Origin of the sequence: Adonisia turfae CCMR0081, from assembly GCF_011009555.1 — a bacterium.
GTDB classification, from domain to species: Bacteria; Cyanobacteriota; Cyanobacteriia; order Phormidesmidales; family Phormidesmidaceae; genus Leptothoe; species Leptothoe turfae.
Genome location: NZ_QXHD01000004.1, coordinates 1,205,011 through 1,228,555, shown reverse-complemented (window position 1 = coordinate 1,228,555; position 23,545 = coordinate 1,205,011). Strand labels below are relative to the sequence as shown.

Below are 23,545 nucleotides of genomic sequence, written 5' to 3'. Positions count from 1 at the left end.
GGGAACCTCATGGCCTTTTTGGGTTGGCCCAATTCTTATTATTGTGGTTAGCCTATTGAGTGTTCGTATAATTATGCAGTCCAGGGTTTCCGTCTCTTGTATGCAACAGCGACAGCAAAATCTACAACAACTTTTTGATATTCTTGACTATGATCAAAATGGAGAAATTGAGGCCCACGACTTCCAGCAAATGGTCAATGCATCAGCTCAGGTTTGGAGATGGAAAGATGACTCAAAAGAATATAAAACAGCGTTATCTTTTTGGTCCGGACTGGGGAACACCGTGCAGCAACTGATGGATATCAATGGGGATGGTAAAGTCAGTCTAGATGAATGGATTGAGTTTATGGTTAAGGATTTAGATTTTGACCTGGCAACTGCATTTACCAAATTTCTAGATGTTAATGCCGATGGGAAAATTTGTCTAGAAGAACTCAAAGCATTTTATTACCTATACAAAACAGATGAAGGTATTGCAGAAAAGACCTTTGAGTCTTTAGACTTAGACCAAGATGGTTATATTTCTCCAGATGAAATGAGTAAAACCTTTAAACATTTTATCTATGGTGAGACATTAGAAAGTCTCCAGCGAAAATGGTTGACAGGCATTTAGAGCATGTTGCTTGTATAAATATAAGCAAGCTAGTGCAGCAACGTACATTCCGCAGGTTAGGTTCAAAGATCAGGCTTAGGGGCACTGCGTTGGATTACCCGTGTTCCGTTAGCGCTATCTGCTGCAGCCAGCCGCTGTCCCTATCACCGATTGAGGCAGTTAGACGTGGTCGAACAGCCCTACTATGACCAATCAGAACGCCCGAAAACAGGGGCGACACCCACCCGAGTCACCTATTGAATCACCGCCGATGACGCCGCTATTCATCAGGCAAAGCGGAAGGAAGGATACTTCTGGTCTAGGGGCGTTTTAAAGCACAACAGCACCCAGAACGATCTATCTGAGGAACTCTTCTACATTAGATAAGACGCTCAAGAGTTGTTGTTAGAAGAGTAATCTTGACTAAAAACAATGCTCTCTAGTGCAAGTAAGAAGAAATATCAGTGACCTGTTTGGATGCTGGTATTGAGCCGTCAAACGATTCTGTTGAGATATCGATTGTTGACCTCCTTTGTTGTGATTACGAACTTTTCAGCTCATGTATTCAGCATATTGCTTGAGTGGATCAATGTCTCTTTTCTGACATAAACGTTAATGTTGTTAGTTTTTGTTACTAGTCAGTGAGTTGGGTCTCTAGGATATTGTGGTTGATGACACTGCAAGCAGTGGTGATTTTATACTTGTAGAATCGGGCTGTTCAATCGTAGGTTAAGAGCTGATGCGCCGACCAAGACCGTAAATAGCTAGCCAAGGGGCAGACCCGTTACCTAAATCGCGGAATGCGACTGGCAGGCTGAAGTATTTTCGGCCATTGCCGTACCATATTGCGCTGAGTCAGTTGGCCCGGTTTGAGGCATGGATGTAGGATGTGGACGATGTGGGTAGTCCAGCAGAGGCGGTGGATAGTAGTGATTTTGATCCGGGGTTGATGGAGTGGTAGAGATGGTGGAGATCGCAACGTCAACCCAATAAATTAACTGCCTTTCAATTCCGTAGGCTTCTCCTGTGTCTGTGGAGTGTTGCTAGCCGAATTATCCAAGACTACTGCAGCCCCTAAACCAATCCAATGCGCATTCTCCTGGCCAATTATGGGCCAAGAGAATGCGATGGGTGAACGGATTTTTCCATAAGTACGCTAATCAACCTCAAGGTGACACTGCCTTTTTTTCGGCAGAGCTCTAGAATGCAAAGTGTTCCACTTAGATGCCAATAGCCATGTCGACTGAACCTCTCAATCTCACACCTCTTCGGGATAAAAAAGCCTTCATTTGCGATATGGACGGCGTCATTTACCATGGCAATCGGCTACTACCGGGAGTATCTGAGTTTGTCGATTGGCTACACCAGAACGACAAAGCTTTTTTATTTTTGACCAATAGTAGCGAACGATCACCTCGTGAGTTAAAAGAGAAGCTCAGCCGATTGGGTATTGAAGTGTCAACCAACAACTTCTACACTAGTGCCCTAGCTACCGCTGCCTTCATAGCTCAGCAGAAGCCCGGTGGCAGCGCTTTTGTCGTGGGAGAACCAGGGCTAATCAACGCCCTATATGAGGCGGGGTTTTCCATCAACGATACAGCTCCAGATTATGTGGTAGTGGGTGATACTCGCAGCTATAGCTACGAAAAGCTAGAACATGCCTGCTTTTTGGTACAGAAGGGAGCGAAGTTGATTGGGACTAACCCAGATGTTACCGCCCCGTCAGAGAAAGGAATCATCCCAGCAACAGGAGCTTTGCTATCTCCTATTGAACTGACAACGGGAGTTAAGGCTTACTGTGTAGGTAAACCCAACCCGTTAATGATGCGAAACGGCCTCAAAAAGTTAGGAGCACGTCCGGAGGATACCGTAATCATTGGAGATCGTATGGATACAGATATTATTGCGGGTATTGAGTCAGAGATTGAAACGGTGTTAGTGTTTAGCGGTGTCACGCATCCAGAAGATCTCCCTCGTTTTGCTTACCGACCCAACTATCAAGTCTCTGGAGTAGGACAGCTTGTACCAAGCTAAGATGGTTATCTTAGAGAAAGACAATTTTTGTAACGAAGCTTGCCCCTTAGCCGCATCTTTTAGAATTCGCGATCGCAATAAGCCCATCCCTTTATCCGGTGTCAGGGTACGTATAGCCCGAAGGGCATGGCTCCGCTAGGGCGGAGCCTCTCCGGCGGAGCCATGCAAATAAGATAACCACTGTTGTCTTTGTTCAGCCGTGAGATGGGCTAGCGAGGGTATTGAAAATTGAGATCGTAACTCCTCCCCTATCCTGCTCGGCCCCCAATCCAGCCGTTGCAACTGCTCCACTATCTCCACAACCGTCTCTAACAACCGCTGCTGCGCCTCTGACAGCTCTGTATCTAATAACTCAGCACATAGCTCAGGCGGCTGTTGCCTTAACCATGCCAGGGCCTCCGCCATCAAAATCGGGTCATCCAACGTCAACCAGTAAGCCATCTGCTGTAGATGGGCTACTCTAGACTCCTGGGCCAGTATCTCCTCAGCCTCTACAACCTCCTGCGCTGCCTGTAAATCGACAACGATCTGAGCCTTTGACAACCTCTCTCGGATGCGCTGAATCTCCTCTCGATGAGGATTACCACCCTCTGGCTGAGATGCAACAGATTTCAGATCGCTAGAGCCATTGATTTCACTGCTATTACCATCTATACCTTGTAATAAGCTTGTAGAGCTGTGACAGTTTGGTGCGTTAGTATGGCCAAACTGTTCAGATTCATTTTCATTCTTAAGTTGCGGTGTATGTGAGCATTTTTCCTGTAATTTCCAGTGTGGATGCCAGAGTTCTTTATATCGATATAAAGAACCTCCGCCAATACCAAATTTCTTAAGGGCATTAAACCTGGCAGTTGCCTGTTCTGGCAGTTCATTTTTATCTGAGAGTTCTTTTAGTGCGGCTTGGATTTTGCCTTTGGTCTTTTGGCTCTGCCGTTGATTCCAGCTGGGTTCAGTGTTTTCAGAGTCTGGTTTCTCCTTTTTAGATTTGTATTTTCCAAACTGTTCTCCATAGTGAAAGTAATGACTTTTCTCGATACAGCTGACCCACTCAGAAACACGGTCTTCGATTTCATGCTGATGACGACACCACAGCTCATAGCCAGGCAAAGCTTTAGCTATCGTTAGAACTTCTTTGATTAGACTGTTACCGTGTAGCGTTTCACCGCCGTATATCACATGGTGAAACACATAGGTGCGCATGGTGATCCGACCCAGCAATCGATTTGTTTGCCCATGGTCAGTCCAACCCTGCTCAATTTCAGCATTGAGATCGTTTAGGAATTTGTCGGCCTTGTTCGACAGACGATAACTGCGCCGTTTCTTCTGTCGAATGATTTGCTGTAGTGTCTCATTGCTCAGGTTGTTGCGTCCCTGGCATTGTCTCCATTGATCGACAAAGGTAGTTTGGTCAGTCCAGATCGGGTCTAGATCATCATTGAGTAAATACGACCCACGCTGTAGTGGTAGCCGGTGGGCGTTAAATAAGTTCGGTGTACTTTCGATGGTGTACAGTCGGGCATTGGGAAAGACTTCAAGCTGACCAGGTGTGACCTTAAATCCCTGACTTTCCAAAACTAATGTGATGCCACTGCCTACTTCCCAGGCTGTTAGCGTTTCTGAAAATGGAAAATAGAGGTGCAGGCCCTGGCTATCGGATGAGGTGCAGGTGATTGCTGATACCAGACCTAAGGGTTCCAATGCCTCGGTCAGTTTTTGAAAGGCAATGGGATCTCGCTGGGGATGGTATGCGCTGCCAATATCAATATCGAGCATGGCGTACTGGGTTTCCTTCCCAAACCGCACACCATATAAATAAGTACCCTGTTCAATCAGTCGGTCTGATAATGGATGCCGACTTTCCGTTTGCCATTGAGGGCGTTTACCTGGTAATGGATGCCGCGCGTAGATGTAATCGTGACGATGGGGAAAGAGTTCCAAAAACTCATTATTTTCTGGAACATAGCTAAAACTTAGAGAGGCGGCTACGATAGTGCACCTCCTTTCCTATTTAACCCACTACAAATTGTCAGCCCTGGTAAATCAATACCAGAGTTGCTAGGATCGATAGGCATGCAAAACAAACCCACTTTGTGGGGACTGTTGATAGCACCAAGCTCTTAGCAGACCGGCAAGAAAGCGAAGGGCGGGTGCTTTTGCTGTTTACCTGCTTCCAGTTGAGTAGTTCATCTGTTTCCAGGCACCTGAGAGGTTAACACTAGTCTGTGCTGTTCTCAAGAGCTGGAAATGCCTAGTACGGCAAAGTTATAGGGCTTTGATACGCGAAAGTCACAGGTAAATTGATACGCGAAAGTCACAAGTGCTGGCACATTATTTACGGTAAAGTTACAGGCAAATCCATACGCGAAAGTTATAGGCTTCAATGTATTGCCTACGGTAAAGTTACAGGCAAATCCATACGCGAAAGTTATAGGCTTTAATGTATTGCCTACGGTAAAGTTACAGGCAAATCCATACGCCAAAGTTATAGGCCCTATTTGAGAAATACTTTGAATTAATTGTTTCAGTTGAACTGTACTTAACGGTATACGGCAAAGGGATAGGCAAATCCATACGCGAAAGTTATAGGCTCTGGTGCCTCACATACGGCAAAGGGATAGGCAAATCCATACGCGAAAGTTATAGGCTCTGATGCCTCACATACGGCAAAGAGATAGGCAAATCCATACGCCAAAGTTATAGGCTCTGGTGCCTCACATACGGCAAAGGGATAGGCAAATCCATACGCGAAAGTTATGGGGTTTTATTCAAAAAACATACGCGAAAGTTATAGGGTTTAAGAACTGGGAAAAGCCCTTTATCATGTGGCTGATGTTTCCCACGGTGGCGGTCTTGTCGACAACTAAGGATGCTGCAAAAGATACGACGTTTCCAGTCGATGGGCAGCTCTTACGGGTTCTTCCGCGAGCCGGAGCCTCATTGAGAAATCCAGATGTCAACTTGCCAACGTTACGAACAGATGGTGAAAACTATTACCTGGAGATGCGGGTTGATGCAGATCCAGATGAAGCTAGTGAAGTTGCTGTCACTCGCCGAATTCCTATCGAAGACCTATCTGGAGAGGAATGGGAAGAGCTTAAGGAGCAATATGACAGTTTAGATCTCGAGGCGTATCTCGGGGAAGGAATTAAGGGGTTAGAGAAAATCCAAGACCGACGAATGCAGCGGTTGATTGCTGCACTGCTGACATTTCTCAACCCACGTCAGGTTTCAATTGTGCTTTATCTTTATAGAGCTGCGGCCCAAGAAGGTAATCGTCCTGGTGTCAGCTTTCGCTCTAATGATTTATTAGAAGCTATGGGCTATAAGCGTACTAAGGATGGCGGTTTTCCGGCTAAGCTGCGGTCCCAGCTCCACTGTGATTTGATGGCATTGCATCGTACGGAGTTAGTGTTTGCTCAGTCTCTGCCTAAAGGAGATAGCCTGGGTGCTAAGGTTACGATCAAAAATGTTCTGCGGATCAAAGAGTTTGAAGTGGACAATGTGCCGCGTGACTTTGATCTGGATAAGGCTGCAGACTATACCTATGAGTTAGCGGATGCTTATACGGTGTCTTTGGAATTTTTTGAAGGGCCAGCCCGTACAGGAGACTATGTTCTCTTTGCGAATAATCTCGACATGACTCAGCGTTTGGGTGGAAGTGCAAAACATAATTACAAAACCAAGTTGTTGCTCTATCTTGCTAGTCGGTTAAAGTGGGACTCTCCGGAAGATGGTCAGTTTTTGACAATTTCTAAGCGCTATCTGTTCAAAAATCTTGATCTGTTGGGTAGCAATTCGTCTCGTAACAATCAGTTATTTTGGCGTACGGTTGAGGAACTGCGGAGTGGGGGGTATTTGATGGGGGCTCAAGAACTTCCTGGTAAACGTAAAAATGCGTTGATTCAGTTTCAAATTAATGCAGAGAAGATTAGTGCTTCTTCTAATAAGTAGCGAAGATCACGTTATCAATTACTGGGTTCTTTCGTCATAGCAGCCGTTTCTTTTGATTTCTGACCCTCTGTCTAAAGTTTTTCTACGCTCCAGATAGATTCGGTATCATCCTTACCCTCGCAGGTAAATTGGTATCCATACCGTTCAAAGGTCTCATCTTCGAACACTCGTCGAACTAAATTGAACGGCGGACAAACGAAGCTATAACCCTTGCAAAGTAAGGATTTCACCATGAATGATATATCTAGTTTGACCGTTGAGCGAACGGTTATAGAACAGGCATCGTACATAGCGTTATGTGGGTGCGACGGCGACGGGGGTGAATTTTAGTGATTCGGGCGACTAGGGGCGCGTTAATCTATGGGGTAGTGCCAGACCTTGGATGCTATGAAGCTGCTGGAGGTAAAATTCAGAGCCAGACGCGGACACTTTAAATGCGTGGATGGATAATGAGCGTGGATGGATGATGATGATGTCTTGCAGCCTGAGAATTTTGATAAGGGGAGTGCTGCTTTTTGCGATCGCAGGTGTAAGGATACCTGGATTGAGGGGTGTTTGAGCTGTCGTGTCTGAAGGAGAACTCGTAGGGGGATAGGGAGCCTTGGCATTGGCAGTATGTGGAGTTGGGGAAAAGTATTGGGGAAGAGAAATAAAGTGTGTAGGCTCAGAGGAACCTTCGGTATGATCCGAGCAAGCTATTTACTCTCTTATGTGGAGGGCATGCAGACCACCCGACAGCCGAAGACGTTGTCAGAACGGTATGGACGTATATCGTGGAGACGGCTTGCCGAGCGACTGTAGCTCGGCGAGTAGTGCCACGATCCACCCCTCAGTACCTTAAAAGCATCTGAGTAGCTATCAGTAGAAGACCTGATGCTTCCATCTAATGGAAGATTGTTGTAGCTATTGTGATAGTCTTCAGCACACCATTCCCATACATTGCCATGCATGTTAAACAAACCGAAAGCGTTGGGCGAAGAGAAATTTACATGGACAGTTGATTCTCTATACGCCCCTTTGGGGCCTGCACCATAAGTACCCTTGGCAGCAGTATCTTCTCCATAATAATTAGCGATTTCAGTCGTAATCGTTTCTCCGAAACAAAACGGAGTAGTTGTTCCTGCCCGGCAGGCGTACTCCCACTCGGCTTCGCTAGGTAAGCGATAAGTGCGACCTGTCTGTTCACTCAAGCGCTGACAAAAAGTATCTGCGGAGTTCCAGGAAACTTTCTCTACAGGACGATTATCTCCATCTTGGGTAAAGCGTGAAGGGTTCTCTCCCATGATCTCTTGATACTGCCGCTGGGTGATAACAAACATTCCCATGTAAAAACTCGATATTGTTACCTGTTTTTGTGGCCCTTCGTCGTCGTCTCTGCCTTCTTCAGTTTCTGGTGATCCAATTGTAAAGCTGCCTGCTGGTATCTTCACCATCCGTAGCGGCAGAGCATTCCCCAGTTTGCCCAACAGAAACGGTTCATCAAAATATTCCACTGAGCCTGAGGGCCTTTGGATGATCTGCCCCTTGGCATCGACCTTGACTGATTCAAAGTCAAATCGTTGTAAGGGTTCACCTGTTGGGGTGTTAGCGGTGGTCTGGGTTCCTGTTTCCTGGGTTAGAGAATTGCTTGTTGTTTCTGTTGAAATGTCTGGTGCAAGGTCTTCTGTTTTTGTTGTGTTGCAGCCTTGTAAGAGTAGCTGACTACCTAAAGTGGTTCCACTTCCCACTACAGCAAATCCTAAAAATTTCAACATATCTCGTCGTGAAGATGACTGAGGTAGTATGCTGGCTTCTGGAGTTTTCGACTGTCTTTTATGCTGTGGTGTCTGCGGCAATTCCATTATTTGCTCCTGAGTTTTTTGAAGGACACTACTCACATTTCTTCTTTCCTAAGTTTCCCTACCCCACCTACTTAGACCAGCGGAAACACCGACGCAAAAAACTATGATAACGTTCAATAAATCGTTAACCCTTTAAACTCTCTGCTCTGATACCGTTTCAAGCACAACTTTAGGCATTGGGTTAAGTACCCCCATGAGACCAAGGTGCTTTTGCTTCGTATACTTCGGCTTCTGCTAAATTTGCTTAGCTAGATTATCTGAAAATTCTGGAATTCTTAGACACTCAATTTTTCGATCTCTTGTAAGAGCTTATTGATTTTCGTTAGACGCTTCTGTACCTCTGCTGATTCAAGTAGTGATTTCTTTTTGCGTACAGACTTAAAACGATCAAAGATCTGATCAGAAATAGATAATGATACCGGTGAACTATTCGCTGGCTGTTCCTTTTCAAGTTCTTTCACCAAAGCCATTACATCTTGCTTAGTCAAACCCACTGCTTTTTCAACCAGCTCACCATGTAACTCAGGCTTCTGACGATTCAAAAGCACTGCATTCGTAGGTGATAACTTCCCCTCTCGTACTGCCTCTAAAATCTTAGGGGCCAAATTCAACATCGGTAACCGATTAGAAACAAAACTGGAAAGCTTCATCCCAAACTCACCAAGGATTTCAGCGATTAGTTTCAGCTCATCCGCGCTGAAAATTCTAGAATTCTCAGCGCCTCGGGAACGTGAATTCTTGACCCGATAAAGGCCTGCCTTTACATCTTCAATCGGGATATCCAGGTGCAATGACAGTAAACTTAAAATACTTTCCGTCTGCTCAATTGCCGTAATTTCTTCATTCAGCAAGTGGGCGATCAGTGCGGCTTCCAATGCCATCGCATTTGGCATATCCCGCACAATAGCCGGGACCGATTCCATCTCTAACGCACAGCAACTGCGCCAGCGCCGCTCACCACTGATGATTTCATATTTACCCCTAGCACCAGGCCTGACCAAAATTGGTTCCAGCACACCATGCTTCGCAATCGACTCCTTAAGCCGCTCCATCTTTTGCGGATCAAAATAAAGTCGAGGCTGCTTTAACCTCCCTGGGAGCTGGAGCGGTTGAATATCAGCAACCGGTAATCTAAATGACTGCCCAGAAAGTGACTTCAAACTTTCAATTTCTTCCTTCAGCTGGGCAATCGTCTCACCCTCTTGAGCATTTAAGGCACCACTAAACATGGTCGCCATGGGTCGTTTACTGATGCGAGCCATCGCTAATCCATCTCCTTAATGACTTCAACGGCAATTTTTTCGTAAAGCTTGTTGTTGGGATCCCCTGCTCTGTAGATACCCAATGGCAACCCGGCAGCCGCGGCATTGGCAATATAGGCATTGTCCTTAATCGTCGGAAACATCGGAATTTGCATGTGCCGCATAATATCAGGTAATCCTTCAATATCTGACAGACCTAAATTATCTCGATGCATTGCCCGGTTCTTGGCCCCATTTGGCACCACTCCAAACACCTTAGGCGCAGGCTTTAGACGTAACTCAGTGCGAGTCAGGCTAATCCACTCCAGCAATTTAGCCATCGCATCCATATCCTTGTCCTCTGGCTTCAGTGTGATAATCACATCTGTACTTGCCGACAGAGCTGCGATATGTAGCTGCTCAATCGTGCCAGGGCAATCAATAATTAGCACATCGTGGGGAAGCGGATGATCTTCCAATGCATCTGCCAATAAGTAAGCCCCCCGCTTATCTAAAACGAGTCGCTGTGTCGTTTCAGTGAGTGGTAGTCCCCCCAGACAAGCCTCGATCCCCTCGATACGATCCCTCCAAACCGGAAACAGAGGATAGTCCCCTTTAAAGTCAGGCCGCAACACCCAATCCATTGTTTTCTCCTGCGGAGGATCATCCAATCCACAGAAAAGAGTCAACGAACCATTGGGGTCACAACCAAACATTGCAACCTTTTTTCCTTTGCGGGCGAGCTGGTAAGCCAGGTTAACCGTCAGTGTGGTCTTACCAACGCCACCACTATTCGACATGATTGAAATAACTTTTTTCAGCATCTTTGGTGTGGCGAAGTTTCAAAGCGTGCGCGCACATCATAACTCAATCTGACTGAAAATTCTCAGAATTCTTAAATGGAATTGTTAAATTTGAGAATTCCAGAATTTTCAATAGATTTTTAGCTGTGATATTGATGCCGTAAGTGCTCCTTGAGCGGAGTCGAAAGAAACGCTTACGCTACCTTGTGCCTGATATCGGAGGTCAGGCACTATGAACCAGCCACTCTCTCCAAAAACAAGATTACCTTTTACCAAACAACCCAGACTCCGATGCCTGGAGCGTATCATAAAAACTCTCTTTCGCCTTCAGTTCCAAAGCCCGTTTGGTATAGCGCCCAAACACATTCATTGACTTAATTCGCATCAGCCTGCGCACAAACTCAGGATTCATTCCCTCCAGAATTAGCTGAGTCCCAAATGTATGACGCAGCTGGTGCGGATGAATTTTCTCGTCCAGTTCTGCTAACTCAGCCAAATCCTTGATGCAGTTGTATACCCCTTTGTATCCCATCCGCTGTCCCCGGTTCCGATTTGAGAGACTTACAAACAAAGGAGCCTCCAGGCTAGTATCAAACCCCTGGTTGAGACATCAACCCAAATAACGATCCAATGCATCACACGCCTGGGCCGATAACGGCACAACGCCATCACTCCCCCACTTCGCCCCCTGAATCGAGATAGACCGATTGTCATAATCCCCCACATTTCTTGCTGCCACCTCATTCCCCATCCAATTTGGCTAGCTCTGAGCATGCCCCTAAGTTGGGACATTGAGATGCTACCAATCCCGGTGTTTGAGTAACAGTTTCACAGAAGAACCTAAATGGACAGTACTTTCGAGCCATAGCTTTATTCTAGTTATCTATTAAAACTATTTAGCTAGAACTAAGTCTGAAAGATGGATGTCCCATTGAGCACCCACAGTAATGAATCGTTAGGTCTTAACCAAGCTATGCGTTTTTCACCCGATCCTTAAAGCCCTTACCTGCAGAAAAGGCAGGAATCGTCGTTGCCGGAATCTTGATCACTTCAACCGTTTTCGGATTACGCCCATCCCGTGCTTTGCGGTCCTGTGACTTGACGTTTCTAAGTGAGGCACAAGCACTTATTTTCTGAAGAAAGTCAGGTTCGGTTTACTACAGTATTTCTGGACATCAATGGGTTGCCATTTATTACGATAGTACTGGCAATGCGACTGGTTACAGCATTAGCGATAGTCAGTAGACAGCAACCAGGCAGAGACCAGGGTAAAATTTTCTGGCTGTATATGTTCTGAAAGGTCGCTTAACATCTAGTAGACAGCACTAGTTAGCAACGGTATCATTACCATAGTTCAGATGTATTTACGTCCGTAAACACAGGTGAACCCATGAAAATGCAGCAGCTTAAAAAACGGGTTTGGAAAAGTTGGTCCAAACTCAATAGCTTTAAGGGCAAGCTCACAGGGTCATTAGATGACTATGTGAGAGAGGTTAAGTTGTTTGGGGATAGACGCTATAAAAAGACCTGGATAGCAGCTTTAGCCCGGTTTGAGGCAGCTTTGCACTACAAAGGCACTTTAGACCCCTGGACACTTATCGTTCATGGGTTCAATTTCACTCAAGACCGATGGGATTACGAGTACCGTAATGAAATCCTGGACGAGTTTTTGATGTACGAAGACGGTCTGGACATCATCAAAGCGGGCCTTGAACAGATTTTCACATCGACCGATTTTACTGCTGACGAACAACAGGAAGCACGAAATAATGGGTTTTTTGAACTTCTGGAAGGAAGAGAAAAACAATTACGAGGAACAGGCGTCCCAGTTGGATCTATCGGGCAACTCGCAGGCGCTAACGCCTAAGCGTCACCGGGTTGATGGGGCCATTGTTAACCGTCGCTTTAACAAGGCCATCAAAGACAATGGAGGCGCAGGCGATGTTTATCGTGACAGTGCGATCGCACAAACCCAGGAACTATTTGATTGTGACGTAGACGAACTCTATCGAGAAACTGGTGGTAAGCGTAACGACCGAAGTTCATTGCCCCAGCCAGCGCAGGAAGCCTACATGGTTAACGAGTCGATAACAGCTCACGAACTTGAACGTATGATCGGGACCATTGGTGGTGAGGACCAAGAGGAAGTTAATGACGCGATTGTTGGTCTGGTTCGACAAGAGGCGAAACGAACCCGTTGGCGTTTGCCCTGGTAATGATTTAAGCAAATTTTACTGATAGTTTACTTACAATTTCCTTATTGCTGTGATGCTGTTATACAGATTGCTGCAGGAGGATAGAAACTCAGAGGGTGGTTATATACTTGTGTCCAGTCGGTTATGACAAGCAATTCAATGAGTGAAGAGCTACAAGCGATATTAGAGCGTATTGCTGAGCAGCAAGAGGCAAATACGGCTGCGATCTCAACTCTAATCGAACGTCAGGCCCAGAATGAAGCAACCATTGCGCGGCTGCTACAAATGACGGAACGCCTAACACCTCAAGTAATTGAAAATACCGAGCGTCTAAATAACCTTAGCCCCAGTGTGTAGATCTACAACTCAGACTAGTCGCTGAAGGAAAGCTGCGCTGAGGTGTAATTAGTAACTGAACAACGCGCACTATAGAAACGCTATAGTTTGTTTCAATACCTTGCTCATCAACGGTTTCGGATTCTATCTGTAGTGATGTTGATATCTAAAATCAGATAATTTGAATCCTGCAGCTATTTAATCGAAGCTGCAATATGAGGCAATTAGCGATCTGAATCAGTTAGGTACACCGAATCCATCCGTCAATCTCTCCGGTTATTTGAACAACTCCATACTCTGAAATACCCTATTCTCGATCAAGGCCTAGAGTGCCAAAAGTCTATGTCCGATAAATATCCATATCTCTAGCATTCCGCCCAGAATCCTTGCCATGTGGGAGTTTCACGTTGTAGACATGTCCACAACGTGAGTTTGAAAAATCAACAGATCATGACTCTTTTGGTGTGCCATAGAGATCTTCAAAGGCCTCTTCCATTTTGATATCCAAAGCCCGGTCACTATACCTGGCAAAGATCTTGTCAGAGCGAATGCGAACCGCTCGCTTAGCCAACAAGGGATTCATGCCAGCAGCTACGAGAGAGGTGGCAAAGGTATGTCTCATGCGGTGAGGGTGAATGTCGTCTAACTCACTGGCTTGCGCCAAATCCTTGACCAGCTCATAGATACCGCTATAGCCCAAGCGCTGTCCCCGGCTGTTGTTCGACAAACTGATAAACAGGGAAGCCTCCTGACTAACGGCAAACCCATTCCGTACCAACCACCCCAGATAGCTATCCAAGGCGGCAACCGCATCCGGCTTCAAGGGGACTAGGCCATCGCTGCCCCACTTGGCTTCACGGACCCTCAACCGCTGTCCGTCGTAATCGCTGATATCCAGACCGCACACTTCCCTAGCCCGTAATCCATGACTGAGCACCTGGAGAATTGCCCGGTCGCGCACTTCAGAATCACCCCGGTAGGCCAGGGCCTCAAATAGCTGACTGACCTGAGTTTCCGCTAAATCCCGAGGGGGCTTAGCCGGTGCCTGTGTTACCTGCCCAAACTCAATAAAGGTGGGCTCAGGAATATCACGAGCCATTGGCAACTCCCATTCTTTGAAACAACCCGCAGAGCGAAACACCCAATCTAGCGTGGGCATCGCCCGATGGTAGAAATTCTACCCAAACTAATCCCCTTTATATTGGTTACACTAAAAATACGACTAAAAATAATCTGCTGAATGTAAGCTATCATGAACCTTGAAATTAAAGCGTTTTGTCGATTCCTCGATTTTTGATGGCAGATGGCACGACGCTTTGGTAGACTTTTGTCTCTTTACCTTTGCTGGTCCAGTGCTGGCCTGCGTAGTCGAGGGGGCTACCATCGCTATCGTATTGTTCAAGTGCCTTTTCTGTCGCCAGTTGACCCGCTATATTCAACACCTCTTGAATCTCATCCTCACTGGTTAACATCGAACTGCTAAAGGGGATGGTTACCTGTATCGTGACACTATTAGCATCGCTACTGACAATAGATGCTGGCATGCTGCGCGCTCCGACGACAATGGCATTACCTTAGTCTATCGTTACTGAAAATTACATCCTGGCGAGGTCATACCCCTTGTCTAGCTCCCTGAAACACCGATTGAGCCTCTCATTTATATGCAAGACATTTGGTCAGTAATGCTGTTTAAGCTTTGAGTTAGAAACTGTAACAGAAGTGATTGCGCAGTATGAATGAAAAAGTGATCGCCTGGAATCATTTGCATGGAAAAAGCTGCACTGGTTTGCTTTTTCCATGCTTCCAGCATCTCACAGCTCATAACTGGATCTTGCAAACCACCAAAAGCTGTTATTGGACACTTTAACGGAAATTCTGGCTGATAAGTGTAGGTTGTAAAAACCGCAAAATCTGATCTGAGAGCTGGTAAGAGTAATTGCATTAACTCTTTATTAACAAGTGCTGCTTCTGGTGTTCCATGTAGACGACGCAAGTTCTCTATAAATTCAGCATCCGGTAATGTATGAATAGGAGGAACTGAGAAGGGCAATTGAGGGGCGCAGTGACCAGAAACAAACAAATGCGTCGGAGTGTAAGCACCGATTTTGCGAAGGCAACGGGTTAGTTCAAAGCAAACCAGCGCGCCCAGACTATGCCCAAGAAAGACAAAGGGTTTATCAAGATAGGGAAGCAGAGACTGTACAAGCTCTTTAACTAGAAGGGACATTTGAGTAAAGGGAGTCTCCTTTATCCTCATCCCTCTTCCAGGTAGTTCAATGGGGCAGACTTCTATCGTGGTAGGCAACTGCTCTGACCAGTTACGAAAGCTCAAAGCGCTACCGCCAGCGTAGGGAAAGCAAAATAGTCGTAAACTAGCCAAAGTATTAGGGTTGGGACAAGTTACCCAGGAATTTTTAGGAACGAGCATTATGGTTGTCTATCTCATCAACTATGCATAATTAAAAACACTAGACTACTAAAGGTTAACAAAGTCTGTAAGTCTTTATCTCGTCAAACATTTTGAATCTTTTACTGTAGATTCTTCGCTCTCCTTAATGGCTACCTAATGTAGTAGCAGAAGTCACATTCTCAATTTTTTCCGAGATGCCAGCCACAGTAGGTGACTCATAAATGATGACTAAGGGTAACTCCAGCTCAAACGCTTTGCGCATCTGAGCAATAATTCGTGTGGCAAGCAAAGAGTCTCCACCTAACTCAAAGAAATTATCATAAATCCCTATCTTGTCTACTTGGAGAATTTCTTGCCAAATAGCAACAATGAGTTTCTCATTCTTGGTTCGGGGTGATACATAATCTGTTCTTAACTGTGGACACCGCCCTCTACCTTGAATGTTAGGTAGGGCAGAACGGTCTAATTTACCATTAGGAGTTAAAGGAAACTTATCCAGTAATATAAACGCAGAAGGGAGCATGTAATTGGGCAACTTTTCTTGTAGGAAGTTGCGCAACTCAACAGACTTAAACCGCCTTACTGAAGATGGACCTCTAGACATTAGAACATCAAGTCCTATAAAATCAGCCACACAACCAGGTTGATTCAAAACTACACTTTCTTCAAATTCGTTAGCGGCGAATAACGTCTGCCACTGTTCTCTAGACAAAAGAGCATGCTTTGTACGTAATTTCTCATCCTCGAATACATCAAACCCTTGCTGAAGTCCCAAATGTAGATCAAATGACCGGTGAAACTTAGTTTCTTCTATTAATAGAAGCAATCCATTGGGAGCCAGCAGAGAACGAACATGCTGCAACGTTTTCTCTAAATCACGGGTAGTATGTAGAACACTTGCTGCGATAACGACATCAAAACTATTAGATTCATACCCCTGAATATGAGGATCTTTCTCCAAGTCTAACAGGCCGTAGCTAATGAAGGGGTAATCAGCAAAACTTTCTTTGGCTCTCTGGAGAAAAAAGTTAGAGATGTCTGTGAAAACGTAGGTGGTTTGATCTGGAGGCAGAAGCGGCAGTAAATGTAACGTACAGGAACCGTAACCTGCACCAACTTCTAATATACGTAGTTGCTTTTGCGGTCCTAGATTTTGCACCAAAACTTTAGCTAGTTCGCTAGCTATGGCATGACAGTAGGCAAATCTTTTCTGATAGCCATCCACGGCAAGTTTTTCATTAGCATATAATTCTCCAGAGTGTATTTTTTCGGTGAGAATGTTTGGTAAGATCTCAGCTGCACTGATATCGAGGAAATCAACCCATACTTTTGTAAACTCATTGCTTTGAGATAGTTCTGACTGAACTTCTGGTGATAACTCTTCAGAAACAAGTGTTGGTAAGCCAATGATACTTTCGTAGACCTCACCTTGTTGTTGTATCCATCCTTCCGCAATCAATACATTCAAAGCTCTAAGTACCCATCTACGGTAGCGGGGCGCAATCTGACACTTGGATATCAAATCATCTAAACTATATTTCTCTCCAGCTGAATTATAAGCGCCTAGCTTTCTTAGTGCCCTGCATACTGAGATGGCATATAAATGGTCTTGATACTTCCATAGATGCGAAAATATTTTCGCATCTACATGCCAAAGATCATGCTGAGCTTTTTGGAGACCTGCTTGTACTAAAGATTCCCATAATTTATGAGAATCTGAGGGGTTTTTGCTTTCTACTTCAAAGAGATTAGGTCTTTTATCTGATTCTGGAACTACATAGGCTACTAATTGTTTATCCTCTCTCGATTCTCCAACTGCCGCGACTAACGCTTCTTTAACAGCCGTATGTTGTTGTAAATTTGTCTCAATCTCTCCCAATTCAATCCGGTGACCTTTGATTTTGACTTGAAAATCTTCACGCCCAAGAAATTCAATATTCCCATCCGGTAGATATCGACCCAAGTCACCTGTTTTATATAAGCGTTCCTTGGTTTGAGGATGAATTATAAAACTGGCATTGGTCTTTTCCTCATTTTGCCAATATCCCTTAGCCAGACCAATGCCGCCAATGTAAAGTTGTCCAGGAACCCACAGAGGGCATAACTCGAGGGCGTCATTAAATACATACATGCTCTGGTTAGCCATGGGGCGACCGTAAGGGATACTTTTCCACGTTGGGTCAACCTGTTCAATCGGGTAGAGAATTGACCAAATAGATGCCTCAGTCGCACCTCCTAAACTAACCAGTTGTATATCTTCACAAATGTCTTTAATCTGTTTTGGTAAGTTCAAGGGCAGCCAGTCTCCACTCAACATTACTAGCCGCAAAGATTTAGATAATAATTCGGGACAATCTGCTGCATACTCCATTAGCATCTGCATTAAAGCCGGTACCGAGTTCCAGATGCTTACCTGCTGTTGCGCCATTAGTTTTATCCAGTGAGCTGGATCTTTTGTCGCATCAGCATCGGGGATGACAATTGTTCCTCCAGCAGCTAAGGTGCCGAAGATGTCATATACCGAAAGGTCGAAACTTAAAGATGAAAGAGCAAATACATGGTCTTGAGATGTTACATTAAAACGCTGGTTAATATCCAAAATAGTATTGACAGCACCTCTGTGGTCAATCATTACCCCTTTGGGTTTCCCAGTGGAGCCAGAGGTATAGATGACATAAGCTAAATCAGACGATTTCTGTATGGGTTCTAAAGGACCTATGGAACTAGGAGGTCTTGTTGTGTAATCTATACAGAGACGTTTGATGTTGTCTGGCCATTCTAAGGAAGCATCTAGCTTTGGTTGAGTGATGACCCATTGAACGTTTGCTTCCCGTAACAGATGTTGCCTCCGCTCAGTTGGAAGTGCGGGATCGATCGGCACATATGCGGCACCAGAAGCGTGGATACCCAAGACAGCGACGACTTGCTCCCAGCCTTTTTCCATGACAACTGCTATGAGCTGATTGGATCGAGTGCCTAGCTGTCGTAGGTGATGGCCTAACTGATTGGTGCGATCGCTTAGTTCCTGGTAGGTTAAAGTACGTTCAGAGGTAATCACAGCTGCTTTTTGTCGATGCAAAGCTACTTGGTTAAAAAATAAGGTATGGAGCAGAGCATCTTCTGGAATGGCTATCTCAGTAGCATTAATATCTGTTAGTTGTTTAAGCTGCGTTGGGGGCAACAGCTGCCGTTTGGGTTCTTGCCAAAGGTCATCCTCGTCTGCTAAGCGACTAAGGAATTCACAATAGGCCGCAAACATATCATCCAAAAAATTAGGAGGAAAGAGATTCTTGATGGCATCCCAATTAACAATAAGTGCACCGTCGTCTTCAACCGCCTGGTGATCTAGATAAACCTGAGGCGTTTGACTCAGACTGTAGACAATTTCTCCCATTTCCTCGTTACTAGGCGATGGGGGAAGATCTGTTGTTTGAGTTAAGCTCCCCATAAATGCTTCGGTATCAATACTATCATTGCCTAAAGTGCTGGTATACACTACCGGCATAAGTGCTGCTGAAGGCCGTTTTTGCAACTTGGCTATTTCTCTCAGCACTTCTAAACCACTGACATAACGATGATCGATATCGTTCCAAAGTTGCTTTTGAATCCGTTGAGCTCGGACTTCAAAGGAACTCTGGGCAGAGTTATCTACAGCTAGCAATGCTAACGATGTGAAGTCACCTACGATTTTATTAACTTGAGGATGTAGTGGAAACCGCTTGAATAGGGTTACATTGATTGTAAAGCGTGGATCTTTACTCCAAGCGGTAAGAATTTCGGCAAATGCTGCCAATACGACGACGGAAGGAGTTAAATTCGCTTTATAGCCCCTTCGTTTGAGGCGGTTCCAAGTGTCAGGTTCAAAACGTTTACTATAGTGTACAAATCGGGGGCGGTCAATTGTAGCTAAACTTTTAGCAAGCGGTAGTTGCGGAGCTGCAGGTAAGGTATGGAGTCGGTCTCGCCAATATGCTAGTGAGCGGTGATAGAGCGTAGATTTCCGTAGAGAAATTTCTGCTAAGACATAGTCTCGGAATGATAACTCTAGAGGAGTGAGAGAACTTTCTGGATGATGAATTAGCTGAATGAAGTCTCGCTTTAGAATATCGAAGCTCCAGGCATCAGAAATCATCAGATCAATACTGGAATATAGACGGGTCTTCGATTTACTTAATTTGACAGCGCGAAATTCGAAGAGCGGATATTGATCAATGGGCAGTACTTGATGCGACATGCGGTCACGAATTCGCATCAAATGCGAATTCCTGGTATCTGGGTCACTCTCACTTAAGTCTAAAACTTCTATCTTATAAGCAGGAACCTCTTCTATAATCTGTTGCCTTCCGTCTGGCAAGACAATTGCTCGCATCATTTCATGATGATTAATGATGCGATTTAGTATATTTTCAAATCTCTTCAAATCTAAGTTGATAATATCTACTTCGGCATAAGCATGGGTAGAGATATTACTTAACTCAAATGCATCGTTACGACCGAGCCAGTAAGCCTGCTGAACATCATTGAGAGGAAAAGGCTGATATCGAGAGCTTTCATTGGGAACAATCGTAGGTAGTGATTGAGAGCCAGAACTTATGCTTTCAACAGCACTAAACTTATCCATAAAGGCTAGGACTTCTACTTTCCGCTCAGCTAGCTGAGTACGAAGAGTCGATGTCAAGGTTCCTTTGGGAGCATTACAGTGCAAGTAATCACCCTTACGCTGGAGCCGTATACCTAGATCCTTTAGGTAAGAAACGAATTCCTCTGTAGATTGTTTCACGACTCTATTTCCTTACGATTAACAAAATATCAAATCCTTGGAAGAAACTTTTAGCGCTTGACTGGCCAAATGCTAAAATCCCGGCATTATGTTTTGCCAAATTATCAAAATGAAGCATACTGAGCTAGAGGTTAAGAAAATGCCACTAAACTGGAATTTCTTTTAGAAAATACATGATTTAATCCTCTAATTAGACCATTTTATGCATAGTTAAGCCGAAATTTGAAGAAATCACTAATCGTAAAGTCAAATGGCCTATTGCTTTTAGCTAAAAATATCTGTGACCAGAATGCGAAAGCTAAGAGACTAAGGTTAAAGCGTTGGGATTTGAGCAGGTCAAAATAATTCTGTGAGGTGTCTCCTATTCCCATCGCCCTAAATAACCAACTGGCTGAATTCAGCGTAGATATGATATTAAGTGCTGCTTCATTTGGAGAAATCAAGCCTTTTTCCACCTTTTCCATTTCGGCAATAGCTTTTGAAACATAACCATTTCCCCATGGACTGATTTGTGTATCTAGATCTTCTAAATACTTGATATCAGTAAGCTGCGATAATGATCGTGGCTTATAACCCTTTGTAAAAAGATCAATCTGTGAAAAGCCAAGTTTCCAAACAGGCATTAAATGTTGCATAAGCCAAACACGAAGCCATGCATTCATCAGATTGAAGTCTCTAAATGAAATATATGTACAGTGAGCGATCATGTCATTATAGTTGAAAATTTTCTCCTGCAAACTTGCTAAGGAAAGAAAGTTCTGTGAGGAAAAGTCTTTTTCGGAAACTGCTTGTAAAATTAGTGCAGCAAGTGGATTGATCGTCAAGAAAGTTTGCGATAGCCCAACTGAAAATATCGGGTCAACAAACCCTGATGAATGTGGAAGGATATAAAACCTTTCTCCTACACAAATTCTAGACGAATATTGGATGCGATCAGTAGAGGTCCATCTTTGGACAGTTTGAGCCGACTCAAATTGAGATGCGATAGATGGGAATCGCATTATAAACTGTTGAAATTCTTGCTCTGGAGCAAGACCGTTTTTAGGCAAATAGCGACTATTAAAGTTAACGCCTACACTACACACTGGATTAGTCGACTGCTCATGATTGTCAAATGGAATGACCCACATCCAACCTTCTTTGAATATATGATGCGTTGTTCCTCTTTTCCAAGGGATGTCACTTTTTTTTCCATTAGATTCCCGAATTGCTTCATCAGTACCCTTAACATTAATCATATGGGTAAATAGGCTTCTCGAATGGGTTTTGAAGCGTGTAGGATACTCTCTGAGGTTAAATTTTCGAGCGAGTATGGAATTGTATCCACTAGCATCAACTAAATAGTCTGCAGTAAATGATTCGCCATTCTTGGCTATAATTCTGACACTATGTTGACTAATCTCTAAATCAACTACATTTATATTTTCTAATAGCTTTGCTCCATAGCTGACAGAAGCTTTCACCAAATAGTGGTCAACTTCCTGCCGGAATAAGTGACTGCTGTCGCCTGTTCCCCACTGTATTCTTTCATGGGAGGACTGTTCTTCTCCTTCATTATGGTATAGAAAACCGAATATTCGCTTATGTCCACAGGCAGAGGTGGAAAGATGTTCCTTAATATTTTGAAATGAACTTAAGTGTTCAAATTCAGGAATAGAATAGTTACGACTGAGTAATTTAAGAAGAAGTTCTGTGTGAGTTGTTAGTGATTCCCCAATTGCATATCTAGGATGGCTTTTTTTATCGACCATCAAAACATTTAAATTATGTTTTGCCAATATCGTGGCTAATGTAGCCCCCCCTACTCCAGAACCCAGGATAATGACATCAAACTGATTTTTATGCGCATTATTCATTGCTATTCTTCCTGCTTTATTAAGCGAATTATGGGCTGCTAATCAGGCTACAAACTGTGGTGATCTTTGTCTTTGAGGTTGCCGTAGATTGGTTATCTTCACCTGAATCCCATTAGCAGGCGTCAAAAAAGTTCCTGCGACATGGTACCGCTCTGGCCGTCGATTAATAAGTGTCCATTCATAGTGAGAAACTAGCGTGGCTAACACCAGCTTTATTTCATATTCAGCTAATGGTTGAGCGATACACCCACGCTCGCCACCGCCAAATGGTAGAAATTCATAGTAGGAGAATTTTCTTTCTAAAAATCGCTCTGGCCTAAACTTTTTGGGTTCTGGATATAGGTCCTCACGCTGATGAACTAGATAGATGCAGCAGTCTAGGATTGTATTTGGATTTAATTGATAACCCATTAGTTCGACAGGAGTTTGAACTAACCTTGGTGATGTAAATGGAATAATTGGTGAAATTCGCATTGTTTCATTGCACACAGCTGTGAGATAAGGCAACTTAGCAACTACAACTGGATCTGGATCCTCACCCAAACCATCTAGTTCTTGTCGTAATTTTTCAAGTATATTGGGATGCGTATGCAACCAGTACATAGCCCAGGCAATAGCGATGGCAGTCGGTTCTTGCCCGGCAGAAAAGAGAAAGCGCAAATCATCACACAACTCATCATCTGTCATCGATTCACCTGTCTCATCTCGAGCTGAAACCAGCAAACTCAGAATGTCAGTTCGAGTGGAGTCATTTTGCTGACGACACTTTCTAATTTCATCGTATATTAACTCATCAAGCTGTTGCTTTAAGTATAGGAATTGCCCCCATGGACTCCATCGCCCTAAATCTTTTCTCAGACTAGGGAAAGTTATCAAGAATGGAACTAAAGGATTTTTAGAGTATCCTTTATAAGCTAGATAGCGCTGTCTTAGCCGTTGACGCAATCCTGGTTGATGCAAACCAAGAACAGTCTCTAGAATGACTTGAAGCGAAATTTCTTGTAGCGCTAAATAAATTGAAAAGCCTTGATTTGGAGGATGTCTGCTGATGATTTTTCGAGTGATCTCACAGATGGATTGACCATAGGTATACAATCGTTTGCCGTGAAATGGAGGCAATAAAAGTTTGCGTCGGTGTTGATGGCGTACATCATTAACCACGAACAATGAATTGTCTCCTACAAATGGAGCCATGGCTTGATGTAGTTCACCCGGTGACGTAATCTCTTTAGGTCGCGTAAAAATCTGCTGAATTGCCTTTGGGTGAGTGACCACTACGACAGCTCTAGACTCTGCAATCGATAAACTGCCTGATAGTGTAAAGATATCTCCATGACGTTTAGCTGTTTTGTCTAGAAATCCAATTGGATCAATGATATATTTCATCATCTGTAGCCAATGGGGGGTTTTAGAGCCTGCTAGTTCCATGTGTCAAAATAGATTTCAAAATTACCGAGTACCTAAAAAGATGAAAAACCTACGTATTCAATTGTTGAGTCTTTGCTA

16 protein-coding genes and 3 pseudogenes are annotated in these 23,545 nt (G+C 44.2%); 6 read left to right on the top strand and 13 right to left on the bottom strand.

Annotation, left to right across the window (positions count from 1 at the left end; genetic code table 11):
• Positions 1 to 613, top strand: a pseudogene (locus DXZ20_RS09355) (EF-hand domain-containing protein); the annotation flags it as partial.
• A 1,215-nt stretch (positions 614 to 1,828) separates the two neighbouring features.
• A complete protein-coding gene (locus tag DXZ20_RS09350; protein ID WP_163665674.1) occupies positions 1,829 to 2,626 on the top strand; it encodes an HAD-IIA family hydrolase in 798 nt (265 codons plus the stop codon).
• Positions 2,627 to 2,761: 135 nt separating this feature from the next.
• Here the strand turns inward: DXZ20_RS09350 and DXZ20_RS09345 are convergent, their stop codons facing one another.
• Positions 2,762 to 4,564: a hypothetical protein gene (locus DXZ20_RS09345; protein WP_163697793.1), complete on the bottom strand. Its 1,803-nt coding sequence runs from the start codon at positions 4,562 to 4,564 to the stop codon at positions 2,762 to 2,764.
• Between the two features lie 891 nt (positions 4,565 to 5,455).
• Between DXZ20_RS09345 and DXZ20_RS09340 the strand changes: the two genes are divergently transcribed.
• On the top strand, positions 5,456 to 6,577 hold the full coding sequence (locus DXZ20_RS09340; protein WP_163703449.1) for a hypothetical protein: 1,122 nt from the start codon (positions 5,456 to 5,458) through the stop codon (positions 6,575 to 6,577).
• A gap of 707 nt (positions 6,578 to 7,284) precedes the next feature.
• On the opposite strand, the gene DXZ20_RS09335 is transcribed toward DXZ20_RS09340, so the two are convergent.
• From DXZ20_RS09335 to DXZ20_RS09315, 6 genes and pseudogenes are all read right to left on the bottom strand, one after another.
• Positions 7,285 to 8,418, bottom strand: a complete 1,134-nt coding sequence (locus DXZ20_RS09335) for a formylglycine-generating enzyme family protein (RefSeq protein ID WP_163697791.1) — start codon at positions 8,416 to 8,418, stop codon at positions 7,285 to 7,287.
• A 275-nt stretch (positions 8,419 to 8,693) separates the two neighbouring features.
• A complete protein-coding gene (locus DXZ20_RS09330) occupies positions 8,694 to 9,680 on the bottom strand; it encodes a ParB/RepB/Spo0J family partition protein (RefSeq protein WP_163697789.1) in 987 nt (328 codons plus the stop codon).
• A 2-nt stretch (positions 9,681 to 9,682) separates the two neighbouring features.
• Positions 9,683 to 10,483 carry a ParA family protein gene (locus DXZ20_RS09325; RefSeq protein WP_163697787.1) on the bottom strand — a complete coding sequence of 267 codons (801 nt, stop codon included), beginning with the start codon at positions 10,481 to 10,483 and terminating at the stop codon, positions 9,683 to 9,685.
• Positions 10,484 to 10,724: 241 nt separating this feature from the next.
• Positions 10,725 to 11,033, bottom strand: coding sequence for a tyrosine-type recombinase/integrase (locus DXZ20_RS37345; RefSeq protein WP_250565216.1), 309 nt, complete (start codon positions 11,031 to 11,033; stop codon positions 10,725 to 10,727).
• 39 nt (positions 11,034 to 11,072) lie between these two features.
• Entirely contained in the window at positions 11,073 to 11,201 is a 129-nt protein-coding gene (locus tag DXZ20_RS38185) for a hypothetical protein (RefSeq protein ID WP_284681667.1), read from the bottom strand.
• A 232-nt stretch (positions 11,202 to 11,433) separates the two neighbouring features.
• Positions 11,434 to 11,562, bottom strand: a pseudogene (locus DXZ20_RS09315) (HU family DNA-binding protein); the annotation flags it as partial.
• A 290-nt stretch (positions 11,563 to 11,852) separates the two neighbouring features.
• Here DXZ20_RS09315 and DXZ20_RS09310 point away from each other — a divergent pair.
• The 3 genes from DXZ20_RS09310 to DXZ20_RS09300 all read left to right on the top strand — a co-directional run bounded on the left by DXZ20_RS09310 (position 11,853) and on the right by DXZ20_RS09300 (position 13,014).
• A complete protein-coding gene (locus DXZ20_RS09310) occupies positions 11,853 to 12,329 on the top strand; it encodes a hypothetical protein (RefSeq protein ID WP_163671138.1) in 477 nt (158 codons plus the stop codon).
• A complete protein-coding gene (locus DXZ20_RS09305; RefSeq protein ID WP_250565693.1) occupies positions 12,292 to 12,678 on the top strand; it encodes a hypothetical protein in 387 nt (128 codons plus the stop codon). Before DXZ20_RS09310 ends, DXZ20_RS09305 begins: the two co-directional genes overlap by 38 nt.
• A gap of 123 nt (positions 12,679 to 12,801) precedes the next feature.
• Positions 12,802 to 13,014, top strand: a complete 213-nt coding sequence (locus DXZ20_RS09300) for a hypothetical protein (RefSeq protein ID WP_163697783.1) — start codon at positions 12,802 to 12,804, stop codon at positions 13,012 to 13,014.
• Positions 13,015 to 13,441: 427 nt separating this feature from the next.
• Here DXZ20_RS09300 and DXZ20_RS09295 read toward each other — a convergent pair whose 3' ends face one another.
• The 6 genes and pseudogenes from DXZ20_RS09295 to DXZ20_RS09270 all read right to left on the bottom strand — a co-directional run bounded on the left by DXZ20_RS09295 (position 13,442) and on the right by DXZ20_RS09270 (position 23,467).
• Complete coding sequence (locus DXZ20_RS09295; protein WP_250565692.1) at positions 13,442 to 14,152, bottom strand: tyrosine-type recombinase/integrase; 711 nt, start codon at positions 14,150 to 14,152, stop codon at positions 13,442 to 13,444.
• Between the two features lie 154 nt (positions 14,153 to 14,306).
• Positions 14,307 to 14,537: pseudogene (locus DXZ20_RS09290) on the bottom strand (ISKra4 family transposase); the annotation flags it as partial.
• A gap of 113 nt (positions 14,538 to 14,650) precedes the next feature.
• Positions 14,651 to 15,421 (bottom strand): thioesterase II family protein, encoded by a 771-nt coding sequence (locus DXZ20_RS09285; protein ID WP_163697781.1) that lies wholly within the window; start codon positions 15,419 to 15,421, stop codon positions 14,651 to 14,653.
• 124 nt (positions 15,422 to 15,545) lie between these two features.
• Complete coding sequence (locus DXZ20_RS09280) at positions 15,546 to 20,183, bottom strand: non-ribosomal peptide synthetase (protein ID WP_163697779.1); 4,638 nt, start codon at positions 20,181 to 20,183, stop codon at positions 15,546 to 15,548.
• A gap of 200 nt (positions 20,184 to 20,383) precedes the next feature.
• Positions 20,384 to 22,039, bottom strand: a complete 1,656-nt coding sequence (locus DXZ20_RS09275) for an NAD(P)/FAD-dependent oxidoreductase (protein WP_163697777.1) — start codon at positions 22,037 to 22,039, stop codon at positions 20,384 to 20,386.
• Positions 22,040 to 22,081: 42 nt separating this feature from the next.
• Positions 22,082 to 23,467 carry a cytochrome P450 gene (locus DXZ20_RS09270; protein ID WP_163697775.1) on the bottom strand — a complete coding sequence of 462 codons (1,386 nt, stop codon included), beginning with the start codon at positions 23,465 to 23,467 and terminating at the stop codon, positions 22,082 to 22,084.
• Positions 23,468 to 23,545: the final 78 nt, after the last annotated feature.

Coding starts and splice junctions, on each gene's coding strand:
- DXZ20_RS09295 (WP_250565692.1), bottom strand. CDS start 14,152: ATGCCCACGCTAGATTGGGTGTTTCGCTCTGCGGGTTGTTTCAAAGAA.
- DXZ20_RS09285 (WP_163697781.1), bottom strand. CDS start 15,421: ATGCTCGTTCCTAAAAATTCCTGGGTAACTTGTCCCAACCCTAATACT.
- DXZ20_RS09300 (WP_163697783.1), top strand. CDS start 12,802: ATGACAAGCAATTCAATGAGTGAAGAGCTACAAGCGATATTAGAGCGT.
- DXZ20_RS09350 (WP_163665674.1), top strand. CDS start 1,829: ATGTCGACTGAACCTCTCAATCTCACACCTCTTCGGGATAAAAAAGCC.
- DXZ20_RS09275 (WP_163697777.1), bottom strand. CDS start 22,039: ATGAATAATGCGCATAAAAATCAGTTTGATGTCATTATCCTGGGTTCT.
- DXZ20_RS09325 (WP_163697787.1), bottom strand. CDS start 10,483: ATGCTGAAAAAAGTTATTTCAATCATGTCGAATAGTGGTGGCGTTGGT.
- DXZ20_RS09310 (WP_163671138.1), top strand. CDS start 11,853: ATGAAAATGCAGCAGCTTAAAAAACGGGTTTGGAAAAGTTGGTCCAAA.
- DXZ20_RS09270 (WP_163697775.1), bottom strand. CDS start 23,467: ATGGAACTAGCAGGCTCTAAAACCCCCCATTGGCTACAGATGATGAAA.
- DXZ20_RS09330 (WP_163697789.1), bottom strand. CDS start 9,680: ATGGCTCGCATCAGTAAACGACCCATGGCGACCATGTTTAGTGGTGCC.
- DXZ20_RS09335 (WP_163697791.1), bottom strand. CDS start 8,418: ATGGAATTGCCGCAGACACCACAGCATAAAAGACAGTCGAAAACTCCA.
- DXZ20_RS09340 (WP_163703449.1), top strand. CDS start 5,456: ATGTTTCCCACGGTGGCGGTCTTGTCGACAACTAAGGATGCTGCAAAA.